The sequence below is a fragment of the Streptomyces sp. NPDC098101 genome (assembly GCF_044760185.1).
Taxonomy (GTDB): domain Bacteria; phylum Actinomycetota; class Actinomycetes; order Streptomycetales; family Streptomycetaceae; genus Streptomyces.
The window spans coordinates 441,564-456,379 of sequence record NZ_JBIWAS010000002.1 but is presented as its reverse complement, the minus strand read 5'-3'; the positions used below and the strand labels follow the sequence as shown (position 1 = coordinate 456,379).

General features: G+C 73.1%; 7 protein-coding genes. All 7 read right to left on the bottom strand.

Annotated features, from left to right (window positions below):
• Positions 1–34: 34 nt before the first annotated feature.
• The 7 genes from ACIQVI_RS09090 to ACIQVI_RS09060 all read right to left on the bottom strand — a co-directional run bounded on the left by ACIQVI_RS09090 (position 35) and on the right by ACIQVI_RS09060 (position 14,807).
• Positions 35–3,646, bottom strand: a complete 3,612-nt coding sequence (locus tag ACIQVI_RS09090) for a LamG domain-containing protein (RefSeq protein WP_403593069.1) — start codon at positions 3,644–3,646, stop codon at positions 35–37.
• Complete coding sequence (locus ACIQVI_RS09085; RefSeq protein ID WP_403593066.1) at positions 3,646–5,181, bottom strand: FG-GAP repeat protein; 1,536 nt, start codon at positions 5,179–5,181, stop codon at positions 3,646–3,648. The genes ACIQVI_RS09090 and ACIQVI_RS09085 overlap by 1 nt, the downstream gene beginning before the upstream one ends.
• Before the next feature lie 390 nt (positions 5,182–5,571).
• The gene (locus tag ACIQVI_RS09080; RefSeq protein WP_403593064.1) at positions 5,572–9,492 is read right to left on the bottom strand and encodes an Rne/Rng family ribonuclease; all 3,921 of its coding nucleotides are present in this window, start codon (positions 9,490–9,492) and stop codon (positions 5,572–5,574) included.
• Between the two features lie 233 nt (positions 9,493–9,725).
• Positions 9,726–10,517 carry a TIGR03936 family radical SAM-associated protein gene (locus ACIQVI_RS09075; RefSeq protein WP_351972043.1) on the bottom strand — a complete coding sequence of 264 codons (792 nt, stop codon included), beginning with the start codon at positions 10,515–10,517 and terminating at the stop codon, positions 9,726–9,728.
• Positions 10,518–10,640: 123 nt separating this feature from the next.
• Positions 10,641–12,008, bottom strand: coding sequence for a hypothetical protein (locus tag ACIQVI_RS09070; RefSeq protein ID WP_403593060.1), 1,368 nt, complete (start codon positions 12,006–12,008; stop codon positions 10,641–10,643).
• A gap of 64 nt (positions 12,009–12,072) precedes the next feature.
• Positions 12,073–14,136 (bottom strand): restriction endonuclease, encoded by a 2,064-nt coding sequence (locus tag ACIQVI_RS09065; protein WP_403593057.1) that lies wholly within the window; start codon positions 14,134–14,136, stop codon positions 12,073–12,075.
• A gap of 209 nt (positions 14,137–14,345) precedes the next feature.
• Positions 14,346–14,807: a DUF2199 domain-containing protein gene (locus ACIQVI_RS09060; RefSeq protein ID WP_403594494.1), complete on the bottom strand. Its 462-nt coding sequence runs from the start codon at positions 14,805–14,807 to the stop codon at positions 14,346–14,348.
• Positions 14,808–14,816: the final 9 nt, after the last annotated feature.

Here is a 14,816-nt window from a genome sequence, read left to right as displayed (position 1 = left end):
CACCTGCCCGTGGGAGAAGCAGGGCGACCCGGGGCTAGCGGTCGGTCAGCTCTCCAGTGGCGGCGAGCTGCACGATCGACGTCGGATCGAGGGCGCCGTTGTACGCGCGGACCTCGTCGACGACTCCGGCGAAGTACTCGGCGGCGCCGACGGCCGAGCGGCCGACCTGGAGACCGCCGGTGGCGGCCCAGGTGGTGTTGTCCGGGCCCTTGGCCGAGTCGGCCAGCTGGGCGTCCACGTACAGCAGGATCTGGCCGGCGAAGGCGTCGTAGACGACGGCCAGATGCTGGCCGACCGAGTTGGTGTCCGGCAGGTCCTGGTCGTCGGACCAGACCTTGGGCTTGACACCGGCCGTGTCGGTGGCGGCCACGGCCAGTTCCCAGCGCTTGTTCGAGGCCTGGTAGCGGACCTGCACCCGGTTGGCGTTCCGACCGGGCAGCGAGAACACCGTCTGCGAGGTGGTGGCGTCGAGCGAGCTCAGCTGGACCCGCGCCGAGAGCGTGAAGCTCGACGCTCCGGTCACCGGGGCCGTCGCCGTCGTGGCGTACTGCCCGGCGCCGTCCAGAACCAGGTGTCCGGCTCCCACCATGGCGGCGGTGGCGAGGACGTCCTCCGGGTTCGGGATGTACAGGGACGCGTTGCCCGCCAGCGTCAGCGGCTGACCGCCGGCGATCTCCCCGACGGCGCCGGCCTCCTGCGCGTTCATCTGCCAGTAGCCCCGGCGCTCGGGCCTGACCAGGCTGATCTCGGTGATCTGGGCCGGCAGGAGCGCCCTGTTGAATGCCCGGACCTCGGCGAGGTCGCCGACGAAGGAGTCCTCGTACCCCGTCTTGTCGATGTGGCGGCCGATCTGGAACGCCCCGTGCGACTTCCAGGCGGAGCGGCGGATCGTCTCCGCCCTGAGCACCTTGTTCACGTACAGCTGGAGCTTGCGGCTGGTGCGGTCGTACACACCGGTCAGCAGTACCCAGTCGCCGACGACCGGGGCGGTTCCGGTGGCCACGGCCTTCCACTCGCCGAGACTCTCCACGTCGGCGGCCGGGACGGAGAACTTCCAGTTCTTGGCCACCGCGTCGTAGCCGAGGACGAAGCCCGGCTCACCGGTGCCGTCCTGGCTGACCACCGTCATGTTGCGGCTCAGGTCGGTGGGACGGGCCCAGGCGCTGACGCTGAAGCCGTTGAAGGTGTCCAGCACGGTGCTGCGGGCTTCGACCCAGCTGTCGGCGGTGCCGTCGAAGCGCGCCGCCGAGTCGATGGCGCCGCCCGGTCCGGGAACGCCGAAGGTGACGCCGGAGCCGAAGGCCGCCGGATACTTTTCCTGTTCCTCGAAGACGCCCTCACTGCCCGGCTCGTCGGCGAGGTTCCACTGCGCGGCCGCGATCGCGCCGGAGGTCACCTTGAAGCTGTACCGGGTGAGGACGCTGGGGTGCGCCGCCTTGTCGACCGCGACGACGTCGACCCAGTGCGGGCCGGGTCGGGTGGGCGTCCAGCTCACGGAGGCGGGACCGCCGCCGGTGGTGTTGGCGACCTCCTTGTTGGGCTCCCCGTCGAAGGAGTAGCGGTACTTGATCACGTCCTTGTCGAAAGCGGCGTTCTTACCGCTGGGCGCGAAGGTGAACGTGCCCGGAGCTCCGACGCCGTCGTGGTAGAAGTCGTCGCTCGGGTACTGCAAGGTGGTGACGGTGGGCTGGCTGGGAGACGTCTTGTCGTACATGAACTCGCACTTGCCGCTCCACGGACCCCAGCCGTCCCCGTCGTGCGCGACGACGCTCCAGGAGATGGGCGTGAGTTCGGGGATCACCGACCTGACCTTGTGGTTGAACGAGGTCGTGGAGGTCGGCGCCTTGTAGACCGTGTCCTCCTCGTAGGACTTGGCCGCACCGGCCGCGTCCTTCCACTCGACCCTGAAGCGGACCTTGACCTGGTCGCCCTTGTCGGCGTCGTTGGCGTAGACCTTGAACGTCGGCGGCACGTCGGTGTAAGGCCGGTTCGCGCCCGTCACACAGGCGCCGCCGGGGTTCGCCGACATGGCGCCCGCCTCGATCTTGCCCGGCAGCGTGTTGTAGCTGATGGACAGGTAGGCGTTGCCGCAGACCCGCTTCCAGCCGCCGAAGGTGCTCTCGTCCTGGGCCTTCAGGCCGAGGACCATCGAGTTCCAGCCCTCCTGGGCCGCAGTACGCACGCTGTTGCTGAGGCCGCCGTTCGGCGCTGACTTGATGTTCAGGTTCGCCTGGGACTCGCAGTTCGAGGGCTGGATCTTCTGGTCGAGCGTCTCCAGCGTGGTGAGGGTGACGTTCTGCGTGTTGCTCCAGTTGCTGCTGGAGTCGATGCGGGCCGTGCTGCCCGCCACCCGGTACAGCTGGACGGGTTCCGCGCGGGCATCGGCCCAGTACACGTGCTGGACGCGCGCCGCGAAGTTCGCGCTCAGGATCTGCTTGTTCTTGTAGAAGGACAGCGGGAACGTGAACATCACGCGGCGCACGCCGACACCGGCGCAGGACGCGGCGTTGTAGTCGGTCGGGCACTTGCCGACTCCCGCGCTGCCCGAGTACTGCCACTCGCCCACCGTGGGCTTGCCGGACATGACGGCGGTCCAGCCGGTGCGGTCGGTGGTCTTCTGGATGGGGTCGATGACCACCGGGAAGACCGTGGAGCCGGAACGCAGCATCGTCTGGTCGGGGACCAGGGTCATCTTCCCCTGGGACAGTTCGACACCGAGCGGAACGGCCTTGCCACCGCCGCCCGGTCCTTCCAGGGCGGGAACGGGGGCCGTGTCGGCGGTCCGCGCCGCCGGAGCGGCGTCCGCGCGCGCCGCGGTCAGCGACTTGGCGACGGCCGCCGGCCCCTGGGCGCGGGCGGCGTCCTCGAGGGAGGCGGCCGAGTCCCACATGCTCGGGGCACCGGACTGGAAGACCGTGCCGCCGACCACGCTGTCCTCGGCGGTGACCGCGCCGTTGGCATCCTTCTTGTACGTCAGCCCCTTGGTCTTCAGGCCTAGGTCCAGCTTCAGCAGTCGCGGGTCCGCGGCCGCCTCCGGGGTCTTGACCACCAGCAGGTGACCGAAGCCGTTCGCCTCGGCCCGCACCTTGAGGTCGACCCCCGGCAGGGCGTCGGGGTAGGTCGCGGAGTCGCCGTCGATCACGGGCGCGGCGAGCTTGCCGTGGGGCCAGGTCAGCGCCATCTCACGGGTGCCGCGGCGCATGGTGACGAAGGGCTTGCCCGCCTCGCCGTCGGAGAAGGTCAGGCCGACGGTGACCGCCTTCGGACCGACGCTGCCGTCCGCGCGCCTGACCAGGGTCTTGTCGATGTCGACCCACTTGCCGTTCTGCACGGCTCGGATCGGCTCGGTGTATTCCCGTGCCGTGTACGTGCCGTCCGGCGCGGCGAAGATCTCGCGCCGCTCGGTGCGCAGACCGAGGACCTCGACCTGCTTGCCGCTCTTACGGGCCGTGGCCAGGGCCTCGGTCTCCGTCCGGGCGGGGGCGTCGGCGGCGACGGGCTCCGCGGCCGTGGCGGGCCCGGTGCCCGCCCCCGTGCCGGGGAGGACCGTGGTGGCGGCGAGGGCTCCGGCGAGGAGGGCCGCCAGGGAGACGCGGCGCAGCGTGGTGCGTTCCGCGGGGGTGTGACGGTTCGGGTGACGGAACATCAGCGGACCACCGTTCCGAAGGTCTTGTGCTCGGCGGGCAGCCCGCCTTCACCCGGCCTGAACGTGCTGCTGGGGGTGTCGCGCCAGGTGGTCGCCCCCCTGCTGGCGGGCCACGCGTAGACGTGGACGGCGTGGCCCTCGGGCGGGCCGTAGGGCAGGCCCACGTACAGTCCGTTCGCACCGTCGCCGATGTTCAGGCCGGTGTACAGACGGGGTCCGGCCGGGGCCGGGATCTCCACGCCCGGCTCCAGGAGCCGGTCGGAGGTCCCCGGGGCGCTGTAGGCCGTGAATATCTGCACGGCTCCGCGGTCGACGACACCGTCGACGTCCTGCCCCGGAACACCGACCGCGAGGTGGATCAAGTTGGGACCGGGTTCCGTGTGGGCCACGATGCTCCGGCCGAAGTAGTCGCCGGCCTCCACCTTGTCCTCGACGTCGGCGCTGTCCTGGTCGATCCAGTTCTCCTCCGTGTACGCGCCCGCGCTGTCGATCGAGAAGACCTGGACGGCGCCGCCGTCGACGGCGAGGTACTCGGTGGAGAGGCCGACGTCGGCGGTGAGGTCCTCGCCGGGGATGCCGACGGCGAGGAGCAGCTTGGGCCCGACGGCAGCGCTGGTGAAGGGGGTGACCGCCGCGAGCGCCGTGCCGAAGCCGTCGTCGAACTCACAGCCACCGTTGACGTTCGGGCTGTCCTGGGTGATCGCGTTCAGCGGCTTGGGCACGTTGGAGGTGAGGGCGTGGTTGAAGATCGTCACCGCTCCCGCCTCCTCCAGGGTCCCCTGGGCCTCGCCCGGGGAACTGGCGGCCAGGTAGTGCGGGGTCGCCACGAGGACCTCGCCGAAGCGGTCGTACGACTCCACGGCGTCCGGCACGGCTCCGGCGGTGGTGCTCACGTCCTGGTTGACGACACCGGCCGTCACGGTGGTGGAGCCGGAGAAGTAGACGAAGGCTCCGGCGTCGATGCCCGTGCCGATGTCCTCGCCGGGCATACCGGCGGCCATGAACGGCACTCCCCCCGCGGTCTTCCCGGCCGTGACGGAGTAGCCGAACCAGTCGTAGGCCTCGGCCGCGATGGCCGCCAGCGGGGCGGTCTGCTGGACGTACTCGGTGGTCGTCCGGCCCGCGCCCAGGCCGGCCGGCGCACCGTAGACGACGACGACCCGGCCCGAGTCGACCTGCGTGCCGACGTCCTCGTACGGCGTGCCGATCGCCAGATCGGCGCATCCGTCGAGGTCGGCGTCGTAGACGGCCAGCGCGTGGCCGAAGGCGTCGTCCGCCTCGGAGGGGCCGGCCTTGGCCGCCTCCTGCGTCAGTTCGAGCGTGCCCGCACCGCCGCCGTACACGATGTGCACGACTCCGGCCTTGGCGATGCCGTTGACGGTGGCCTGCGGGTCGGCGACGGCCGTGTCCCGGAACCCGTCACCGTTGAAGTCCGATCCTGCTCCGGAACATCCGGGGGCCGCGACGGCCGCGTTCCCCAGCGGCTCCGGCCCGGCCGAGAGGGCTATCGCGAGGGCGGCGGCCGAAACGGCCACCACCCCCCTGGCGGTGCGCCGCCAGACCGCGCCACGTGGCGCGGAACTGGTGCTTCTTCTCACGAGCTTGTGTCCATCTCCGTCGTGCGCGCGATGCGCTTGGGCAGCGGTCTACGCCGCAGGAGACAGACGGAACGCGCGTACAGCAGCAAAAGAGAAGGCGGGTGCGTCGTACGCAGACCCGCCCTTGTTCCCCCGATGTCGGAATCCCCACCCACGACAACCGCAAAAGAGCTATGTCGATACTGTGCACTTCCTGTGAGGGGAGAGCAACGGGCGATGTCCGACATCGAATGATCTTCGCCAAAAAATTGTCGGGCACATGCAGAAGCCCCGCTCGACACCGGGGGTTCCGGTGCCGAGCGGGGCTCTGGTGAATCTTCCCGCCGGTCAGTCCTGGGCCGGGGCGGAGGTCTTCTCCGCCGCCTTCTTGGCCGTGGTCTTCTTGGCGGTCGTCGTCTTCTTCGCCGCGGTCTTCTTGGTCGCCGCCGTCTTCTTGGTGGCGGCCTTCTTGGCCGTGGCCTTCTTCGCCGTGGTCTTGCGCGCCGCCGTCTTCTTGGCGGGGGCGGGCTCGGCCTCGGTGTCGGCGACCTCGGTCTCCGCGGCCGGGGTCGCGGCGACCACCACGACGGCGGCCTCCTCGGCGCCCGCGGGCGAACCGGCCGGGGCGGTGGCCTTGCGGACCACCCGGCGGCGGGCGCGCGGCGGGGCGGCCACGGGGGCCTCCTCGGCGGCGGGTTCCTCGGTCACGACGGGCTCCGGCTCCGCGACCGGTGCCGCGACGGCCTCGGTCTCCACGACGGTGACCGGCTCGGCCGGCTCCGTGGTCGAGACGACCAGGGAGGTCGCCCGGCGGGTGGCACGGCGGCGGCCGCGCGGGGCCGGGGCGGCCGGCTCCTCGGCCACGGTCTCCACCGCGGTCCCGGTCTCCGCCACGGGAGCGGGCTCGGGCTCGACGGCCTCGGGACCGGCGGCCGGCTCGGCCACGGGTTCGGTCACGACGACCGGGGCCGGGGCGACCGGCGTCGGGGCGACGGGCGTCGAGGCGACCGGGGCGGTCACCCGGCGGGTCGCGCGACGGCGGCCACGGCCGCGCGTGGCGGCCGCCTCCGCCTCGGCGACGGAGCCGTACAGCTCCTCGTCCGGGGCGATCGGCACCGGCACGGCCACCGGGGCGGCCAGCTCCGCGGCGACCTCGGCCTCGGTCTCGGTCTCCTGGGCCTCGGCGTCGACGCCGGACTCCACGGCCTCGGCGTGCTCGTGCTCGTGGACGTGTCCGTCCCCGCCGCGGCCGCGCTTCTTCGCGCGCTTGCCGCCGCCACCGCCGCCGGAGGTGGTCGGCTGCTCCATGTGGACGATGACGCCGCGCCCGTTGCAGTGGACGCAGGTCTCGGAGAAGGACTCCAGGAGGCCCTGGCCGACCCGCTTGCGGGTCATCTGGACCAGGCCGAGCGAGGTGACCTCGGCCACCTGGTGCTTGGTCCGGTCCCGGCCCAGGCACTCCAGGAGGCGGCGCAGCACCAGGTCGCGGTTGGACTCCAGGACCATGTCGATGAAGTCGATGACGACGATGCCGCCGAGGTCGCGCAGCCGCAGCTGGCGCACGATCTCCTCGGCCGCCTCCAGGTTGTTCCTGGTGACGGTCTCCTCCAGGTTGCCGCCCTGGCCGGTGAACTTGCCGGTGTTGACGTCGACGACGATCATCGCCTCGGTCTTGTCGATCACCAGCGAGCCGCCGGACGGCAGCCAGACCTTGCGGTCGAGCGCCTTCATCAGCTGCTCGTCGATGCGGTACGTCGCGAAGACGTCGACCTCGCTCGTCCACTTGGACAGGCGGTCGGTCAGGTCCGGGGCGACGTGGCCGACGTACCCGTGGATGGTCTCCCACGCGTCGTCGCCGCTGACGATGACCTTGGAGAAGTCCTCGTTGAAGATGTCGCGGACGACCCGGACGGTCATGTCCGGCTCGCCGTAGAGCAGCGTCGGGGCGTTGCCGCTCCTCGCCTTCTTCTGGATGTCCTCCCACTGCGCCTGCAGGCGCTCGACGTCGCGGCGCAGCTCGTCCTCGCTCGCGCCCTCGGCGGCGGTGCGCACGATGACGCCCGCGTCCTCGGGGACGATCTTCTTGAGGATGGTCTTCAGGCGCGCGCGCTCGGTGTCGGGGAGCTTGCGGCTGATGCCGGTCATCGAGCCCTCGGGCACGTACACGAGGTAGCGGCCGGGCAGGGAGACCTGGCTGGTCAGACGGGCGCCCTTGTGGCCGATCGGGTCCTTCGTGACCTGGACGAGGACCGACTGGCCGGACTTGAGGGCGGACTCGATGCGGCGCGGGCCGTGGCCCATGCCGAGCGCCTCGAAGTTGACCTCGCCGGCGTACAGGACGGCGTTGCGGCCCTTGCCGATGTCGACGAAGGCGGCCTCCATGGACGGCAGGACGTTCTGGACCTTGCCCAGGTAGACGTTGCCGACGTACGAGGTGGCCTGCTCCTTGTTGACGTAGTGCTCGACGAGCACGTTGTCTTCGAGGACGCCGATCTGGGTGCGCTCGCCGCTCTGGCGGACGACCATGACGCGCTCGACGGCCTCGCGGCGGGCGAGGAACTCGGCCTCGGTGATGATCGGGACGCGGCGGCGGCCCTGCTCGCGGCCTTCGCGGCGGCGCTGCTTCTTGGCCTCCAGGCGGGTCGAGCCCTTGATGGACTGGACCTCGTCGGCGCCGGTGCCGGGCTCGGCCTTCTCGCGGGCCGGGCGGGGCTCGCGGACCTTGACGACCGTACGGACGCCGTCCTCGTCGCCCGCCTCGGCGGCGTCGGCGGAGGCGTCCCCGCTGCGACGGCGGCGACGGCGACGACGGCGGGAGCTGCTGGAGCCTCCGGCGAGGCCCTCGGCGTCCTCGGACTCCTCCTCGCCGTCCTCGGACTCCTCGGACTCGTCCTCGGCGTGCGGCTCCTCGCCCTCCTCGGACTCCTCGGCCTCGGCGAGCTCACCGCGACGGCGGCGGCGGCCGCCACGGCGACGGCGGCGGGAGGGACGGTCCTCGTACTCGTCCGTCTCCTCGGCCTCCTCCGTCTCCTCGACCTCGTCGGCGGCGGCCTCGACCTCGGGCTCGTCGGCCACGGTGGCCGGGACGGGCTCGACGGCGACGGGCTCGCCGCGACGGCGGCGACGGCGGCGGGAGCCGGTCTCGGCGGCGGCCGGGGCGGCCTCGGGGGTCTCCTCGGCCTCGACCGTCTCGACGGTCTCCTCCGTCTCCTCGACCTCGTCGGCCTCCGGCTCCGCGGGCACGGCGGCGGCGGCCGCGGCGGCCGTCTCCGGGGTCTGGAACATCGGCTCGGCGAACACCGGGGCCTGGAAGACGGCGACGGCGGGGCGCGCGGCGCGGCGCGGCTCGCGGGCCGGGGCCGGCTCGGAGGTGAACTGCGGCGAGGAGACGCGGCGGCGGCCGCGACCGCGCGTGGCGGCGGTCTCGGCGGCGGCGACCTCGGTCTCGTCGGCGGCGATCTGCGCGACGGCGGCCTCGGGCAGCGACTCACCGGCGACGGGCGTCTCGACGGCCGCCTCGGCGGCCTGCGTCTCGGCGACCGGCTCGGGAGAGGTGGCCTTGCGGGTGGCGCGACGGCGGGTGCGCGGCGCGGGGGCGGCCTCGGCTTCGACCGGGGCGGCCTCGGGCGCGGAAGGCGCGGCGGCCTCGGCGACCGGCTCGGCGGCCTCCTCCGGGGAGGTCACCGGAGCGGTGGCCTTACGGGTGGCACGGCGGCGGGTACGGGCCGGCGGAGCGGCCTCCTCGACGGCCGGCTCGGCGGCGGGCGCGGCGGTCACCGGCTCGGCGGCCTCGGGCGCGGAAGGCGCGGCGGCAGCGGGGGCCTCGGCGGTCTCCGCCGGGGAGGTCACCGGAGCGGTGGCCTTGCGGGTGGCGCGGCGACGGGCCGGGCGGGCCGGAGCGGCCTCGGGGGCCTCGGGGGCCTCCTCGGCGGCCTCGGGCGCGGTCTCCGCGACCGGCTCGGGCGTCTGCGCCGGGGCCTCGGCCGGCTGCGTCGGCTCCGCCGTCTCCGCGGCGGGCGCGGTGGCCTTGCGGGTGGCCCGGCGGCGGGTGCGCGGCGCGGGGGCGGCCTCGGCTTCGACCGGCGCGGTCTCGGCGGCCGGCTCGGGGGCCGACCGGGTGACCTCGGCGGACTCCGGCGCGTCGGCGGCCGGGGTCTCGGCGGTCGCGCCCGTCACCGGCGGACCGGCGGGGCGGGAAGCGGCGCGGCGCCTGCGGCGCGGCGGCAGCTTGTCACCGGGGGCATTGGTGTCTTCGTTGGACTCGGGCATCCGGGGTTCTCCCGTCACGCTCCCGGGCGCCGCGTCTGGTTCCGGTCCGGCGGCACGGTCACGCCTGGGGCGAGGTGCCGCCGTCCGGGGCGCGGGCGCCGCACGGGAGCTGTATGTCTGGCTCGCCGGTTCCGTACGCCCTGTGCGGACGGCCTGGCGAAAGTCTTCTGGTCAGTGCGCGGCCCGACCCAGGTGGCTCCCGAGTGCCAGGGCTGCGCTGCGACGACCGCTCCCTACGCGGTGTCCGTACCCGGCGCCGTCGCCGGGGCGGTCGCGGCGGCCGTGGGTGAAGCGGCCGTGACTGCCTCGCGGTCGGGCGCGAGCGGGTCGGTCACCGTGCCGGACTCCTCGTCGAAGGGCCCCTGCGCCAGCCTGGTCACCGCGGCGGGGACCGGCGGCGCCAGGTCGGCCACGGCTCGGAGACCGGACAGGACGTCGTCGGGTCGTACGGCAGGTGTCACGTGCCGAACAACCAGCCGCAGTATCGCACAGGCGCTGTCCAGCGGCCCATCTTCCCGGGGGTCGCCCTGGGGACGGACGGCCGTCAGCTCGGTGACCGCGGAACGGGTGTCGAAGGTGCGGACGCCGTTCTTCGTCTTGCGCTGTACTTCCACGGTCTCGGCCGCGAGAAACGCCTCGACGGCCTTCTCCGCCGCCTCGGGGGCGACGCCTTCGAGGCGCAGCTCCCAGACGGAGGCGGTGAGCCGGTCGGCGAGGCCCGAGGTGCGGGCCTCGACGGCGTCGGTGATGTCGAGGCCGGCGGGGAGGGACTCGTCGAGCAGGGCCCGCAGGGTCTCCGGGTCGCGCGCCTCGGTGAGGGCGATCTCCAGGTACTCGGCCTCGGAGCCGGTCCCGGTCGGGGCGGCGTTGGCGTACGACACCTTGGGGTGGGGGGTGAAGCCGGCCGAGTACGCCATGGGCACCTCGGCGCGGCGCAGGGCGCGCTCGAAGGCGCGCTGGAAGTCGCGGTGGCTGGTGAACCGGAGGCGGCCGCGCTTGGTGTAGCGCAGTCGGATGCGCTGCACCGCCGGTGCGGGCGGCGGGCCTTCGGGCTGTCGCTTGCCCAGTGGTTCTTCTCCTCGTTGCGGGGCGGCGCGGGCGTGCGCCGTCCACGAGATGTGCGGGTCGCTTCGGGGGGTCCGCCCGGTTCACCCCCGCTTCCGCAGGGAGATCTCGGGGGCGGGCACCGCGCCGGAGACGTTCGTTGTACTACCCAGAGTACGCGCCCGGGCCGCCTCCGGTTCCCGGGGCTCGACCGGCCGGGCCGCGCCGACGAGCGCGCGCCAGGCGTCCCGGCGGGCCTCCCGGACGGTGGCGCGGGCGGAGACGAGCGCTTCCTTCGCGGCGCGTCCCGCCTCGACGGCGACCCGGCGCGCCGGGGCCCAGACGCCGTCCCGGACCCAGCGCCCGGCCGGCCGGACGACGGCCGCCCACACCAGGGCGACGGGCCGCGCGACGAGGTGCCGACCGCACCAGCGGAGCCCGCGCCATGCCCGGGCCAGGGGCCGCGCGACGAGATGCCGGCCGCACCACCGGAGCCCCTGCCAGACCCGGACCAGGGGCCGTCCGAGCAGGTTCCACGCGAGCCACTTGAGTCCCCGGCCGACGGCCCGCGACACGAATCCGGCGACCCGCCAGCACAGGGCGAGCGCGTCCCGCACCTCCCGCCCGACGGGCACGAGGACCCGGGTCCAGAGCCAGACGGCGGGGACGGCGATCCCGTACCGGGCGACGGGCGCGACCACGTACCGCCACAGCCCGGCCCACGGCCACACGAACAGCGCCCGGCCCAGCCGGGGAAGGAACCACCCGAGCCCCCGTCCGGCCTGCCGGAAGCACCGTCCCAGGCCCCGCCCCAGCGGGGTGAGCACGTGCCGGCCGAGCCAGAGCGCGGGGACGGCGACCCCGTACCGGAGCAGGGGGACCAGGACGTACCGGAAGAGCGCGACGAAGGGGACGAGGAGGAGTTTCTCCAGGAGGAACAGGCAGCCGGTGCCGAGCGGGGAGAGGACCCGGCGGTACAGCCACACGGCCGGGACGGCGATCCCGTACCGGGCCACCGGCACGACCACGTACCGCCACAGCCCCACCCACGGCCACACGAACACCGCCCGGCCCAGCCGGGGAAGGAACCACCCGAGCCCCTCCCCCGCCACCGCGAGCCCCCGGAGCAGCCCCCGCCCGGCCGGGCGCAGGAGCGTCCGGTACAGCCACACGGCCGGGACGGCGACCCCGTACCGGGCCACCGGCACCACCACGTACCGCCACAGCGCCACCCACGGCCACACCAACACCGCCCCGAGCAGCCACACCAGTCCCCGGCCCGCCGGTGCGAGGGCCTTTCGCCACAGCCACTCCAGGCCACGGCCCGCCGGGCGGAGCAGGGTCCGGTCGAGGAGGCGGCCCGTGGCGGTGAGGGCGTCCCAGGCCATGCGGACCGGCAGGACGGCCACGAGCACGACGATCCGGACCGGGATGCGGATCAGCGCAGGTGACGTCGGGTGTTCCATGCTCATGCCGAACATGACGCGACGGCCCGGCGGAGGGTTCACCCCTCGCGCCGGGCCGTCGCCCGGGGCCCTACGTGACGACCGTGATGCCGTAGTCCCGGACGAGCTGCCCCAGCCCTCCCGTGTACCCCTTGCCGCCCAGTACGAAGTCCCAGTCGCCGTTGTCCCTGCGCCGGAAGGAACCGAGCACCAGGGCGGTCTCCCGAGGGCGCCCGTCGGACACCGCGAGTCCGGCGAGTTCCGTCATGGACGGATCGAGCAGGCGGATGCGCGCATCCGTGAACCCGGCCAGATCCGCGTCGGGGTCGACCTCCGGGGCGATCGCGACCGCCAGGACGACCCGGTCGGCGGCATCCGGCAACGAGTCGAACGAGACGCGGATCGCCGCCTTGTCCGGCACCACGGCCGGGAGCAGGCGCACGGAGCCGTCCGGGCTCCGAACGTTGTTGTAGAAGACGAAGTGATCGTCGCCGAGGACCCGGCCGCCCGAGCAGACGAGCGCGCAGACGTCCAGGGCGACGTCGCCGGACCAGGACACGCCGAGCACGTTGTGGTCGTCGGGCGGGGTCGCCGGGCCCGGGGGCGACGGCGGGGGCGTCGGTGCCGCCCGGCCGCCCTCTCCCAGGCGTCCGCGCAGTCCGTGCCGGTGGAGCAGGTCGATGAGCTCACCGCCCGAGACGAGTTCCAGGGGCTTGCCGTGGGCGAACGCGTGCGAGCCGGGGCCGAACCCCGCCGTGGTCACCAGGACGCCCTTGTTGGCGCCCGCGTCCTGCATCGTGCCGTACAGGTCGCGGACGGCCGTGGGCGGCACGGTGGCGCGGTAGCGCTTCACCTGTACGACGATCTTGCCGCCGCGGATCGGAGCGGGGTCGACGGCATCGACGTCCACACCGCCGTCGTTCGAGCGCTGGGTCGTCACGGCCCGCATTCCCATGGCCCGGAAGAGCTCGGCGACGAGCGCCTCGAAGGCGACGGGGTCCATCGCGTACAGATCCGGTTCCTCGTCGTCGCCGTGGGTGACCACGTGGTCTCCGACGTCCTGCGGCACGCGGGCGGGACGCACGGGGTCGAGTCGGTCCGGCCGGGACGAGAGCTGTCCCCGCAGCCCGTCGGTCAGGCAGCTCACCGCGTCCACCTGTTCCAGGCGCAGCCCGTTGAACGCCGGTCGTCGTGTCATGACGGTCGCCAGGAAGATGCGCGCCCGCCGGCCCGTCACCGGGTCGTGATCGTCCACGAATCCGTTCAGCGCCACGGATTCGAGCACGTCGAACTCGTCCGCCGCGAACAGGTCGTGCAGGACCAGCAACACGCACTGCGCGAGAACCTCGCGGTACAGCGCACGGCGTTGGCCCTCCGGACGTGGCGTCTCCTTGTCCTGGTCGAGGGTCGGCACGTACCGCACCGACTTCGCCTCGGGAACGATTCCGTACCCCGGCAGCTCCCAGTCGAGCACCAGCTGTCGTGCCGCCGTGTCGTAAGCCGCCGCGACCTGCCGGGGGAACCCTTCGGGCCGTGCCGGGGACGCGTGGAGGGCCGTCGTGAAGTACTCGACGACGGCGTCGGGCTCTCCTCGCCGGACCTCTTCGAGCATCCTGGTGACGCCCGCGTTGTGCCGACGCGCCTCCGATCGTCGCGCTTCCGCCCACCGGTCGTACTCGCGCCGCTGGACCGCCACGTGCTGCTGCCGCCGGGCCTCCTCGGCCTGGGCCGCCTGCAGGTCGCGCTCGAAGCAGGCACGTGCCTCGGCCCGCGCGCGCGTCCGCCGCATCGAGGTCCATCCGGTCCGGGCCCGGTACTCGTCCGGGTCCGGCAGGGGAACCGGCGCCGCCAACGGTCCGGGCGAGAAAGGGCGGACCTCTTCGGAACGCAGCAGCGAAACCGCTCTGAAGGCAGGAACCCGGCAGCCGGTGGAGAGCACCTCCCGCAGCGACGCGACCCGCGCCTCCAACTCTGCCGTGCGCCGTCGGGCCTCCGCCTGCCGTTGCTCCCGGTGAGCCTGCGCGGCACGCCGTTGGCGGGCCCGTTCCTGCCGCTCTTGTTCCCGCTGCTGTCTGGCCTCGGCCTCCAGCCGACGCTGCTGTTGGCGCTGCGCCTCGGCCCAAGCGCCGGCGAAACCACCAGTACGACGACTCATGCGCCGTCAACCCTCTTCCGGACGTCGGCACTGCCGGCCCGACCGCCTCCACGGCCAGGAGTGACGAGACGGCCGCATCAGGCGGCGTCCGTCTCGTACGTGGGCTTGCCAAAGACAACCCGCTCAGTCCGTTTCCGCAGGTCACCGTCCTTACAGGGTAGCCAAGGACGCATCGGACGGCATCGCGAGACCGATGTCGGAAGGGCCGGTCAGCGGCCCTTCCCATCGCCGTGGAGGACGGCTTCGGCGATCTCACGGACGCGGTCGAGACCGATGCCCGTGCGCTGCTCGACCGCGAGAGGATGATCGGTGGGTTCGAGCTCGATGTAAGGGCGTCGGCCGACCGGGCGGGTGTGGGCGTTCGTCTTCAGGTGGGTGGTACCGGGCGAGTAGACCGGCAGTTCGGTGGTCAGCCAGCCGAAGTACGGCTTCTCGTCTTCACGGCCGGGCGTGTTCCACATGTCCGCGGCCCGGGAGAAGTTGTCCCGGCTGAGGGAGACCCAGACGCCCCACGAGAACACCTCGTCACTGCCGATGACGGGTATCTCGATCAACCCCTTGATGAAGTAGTGCCGGGCCTTGATGACGCACTGGTCCGACGAGAGCAGGCTGTCGGACCGTCCTTCGAAGCGCGCGTCCCAGACGTCGGGGGCCGCAGCGCTGTAGCCCATCGGAAGTTC

Coding starts and splice junctions, on each gene's coding strand:
- ACIQVI_RS09090 (WP_403593069.1), bottom strand. CDS start 3,646: ATGTTCCGTCACCCGAACCGTCACACCCCCGCGGAACGCACCACGCTG.
- ACIQVI_RS09080 (WP_403593064.1), bottom strand. CDS start 9,492: ATGCCCGAGTCCAACGAAGACACCAATGCCCCCGGTGACAAGCTGCCG.
- ACIQVI_RS09070 (WP_403593060.1), bottom strand. CDS start 12,008: ATGAGCATGGAACACCCGACGTCACCTGCGCTGATCCGCATCCCGGTC.
- ACIQVI_RS09065 (WP_403593057.1), bottom strand. CDS start 14,136: ATGAGTCGTCGTACTGGTGGTTTCGCCGGCGCTTGGGCCGAGGCGCAG.
- ACIQVI_RS09060 (WP_403594494.1), bottom strand. CDS start 14,807: ATGGGCTACAGCGCTGCGGCCCCCGACGTCTGGGACGCGCGCTTCGAA.